The sequence below is a fragment of the Chitinophaga silvisoli genome, assembly GCF_003412465.1.
Taxonomy (GTDB): Bacteria; Bacteroidota; Bacteroidia; order Chitinophagales; family Chitinophagaceae; genus Chitinophaga; species Chitinophaga silvisoli.
Genome location: NZ_QTJV01000061.1, coordinates 1 through 330, shown reverse-complemented (window position 1 = coordinate 330; position 330 = coordinate 1). Strand labels below are relative to the sequence as shown.

1 protein-coding gene is annotated in these 330 nt (G+C 28.5%); it reads right to left on the bottom strand.

Features of this window, described 5'->3' with window-relative positions:
* On the bottom strand, positions 1–330 hold a 330-nt coding region (locus DXN04_RS35105), incomplete at both ends, for a hypothetical protein (protein ID WP_158569330.1).

Here is a 330-nt window from a genome sequence, read left to right as displayed (position 1 = left end):
ATTAAGTTCAGTTCGATTAGAAAGATTATCAAGCATTTTCTTCATAATCTGAATAGCAGCTTTATTACTAGCATCAACCATATGTTGAGGAACTTCTTGCTGGCGATAAAGATAATTATAACTAAACAATTCAGAATTATCAAATACATTATCATCAAATTCTTTAAGAGCTTTATCAGTTAGAACCCCATCGTTATTCCAAAGTGTCATTCTGTTATGTTGTGCAACTTTAACAGTTTCAACAGTATTAATTTGATGAATACCTCTATTAGTCATTATATTATAAACTTTTTCAAGTTCTGTTCCTTTAATAAGTTTAGGAATAAGAAC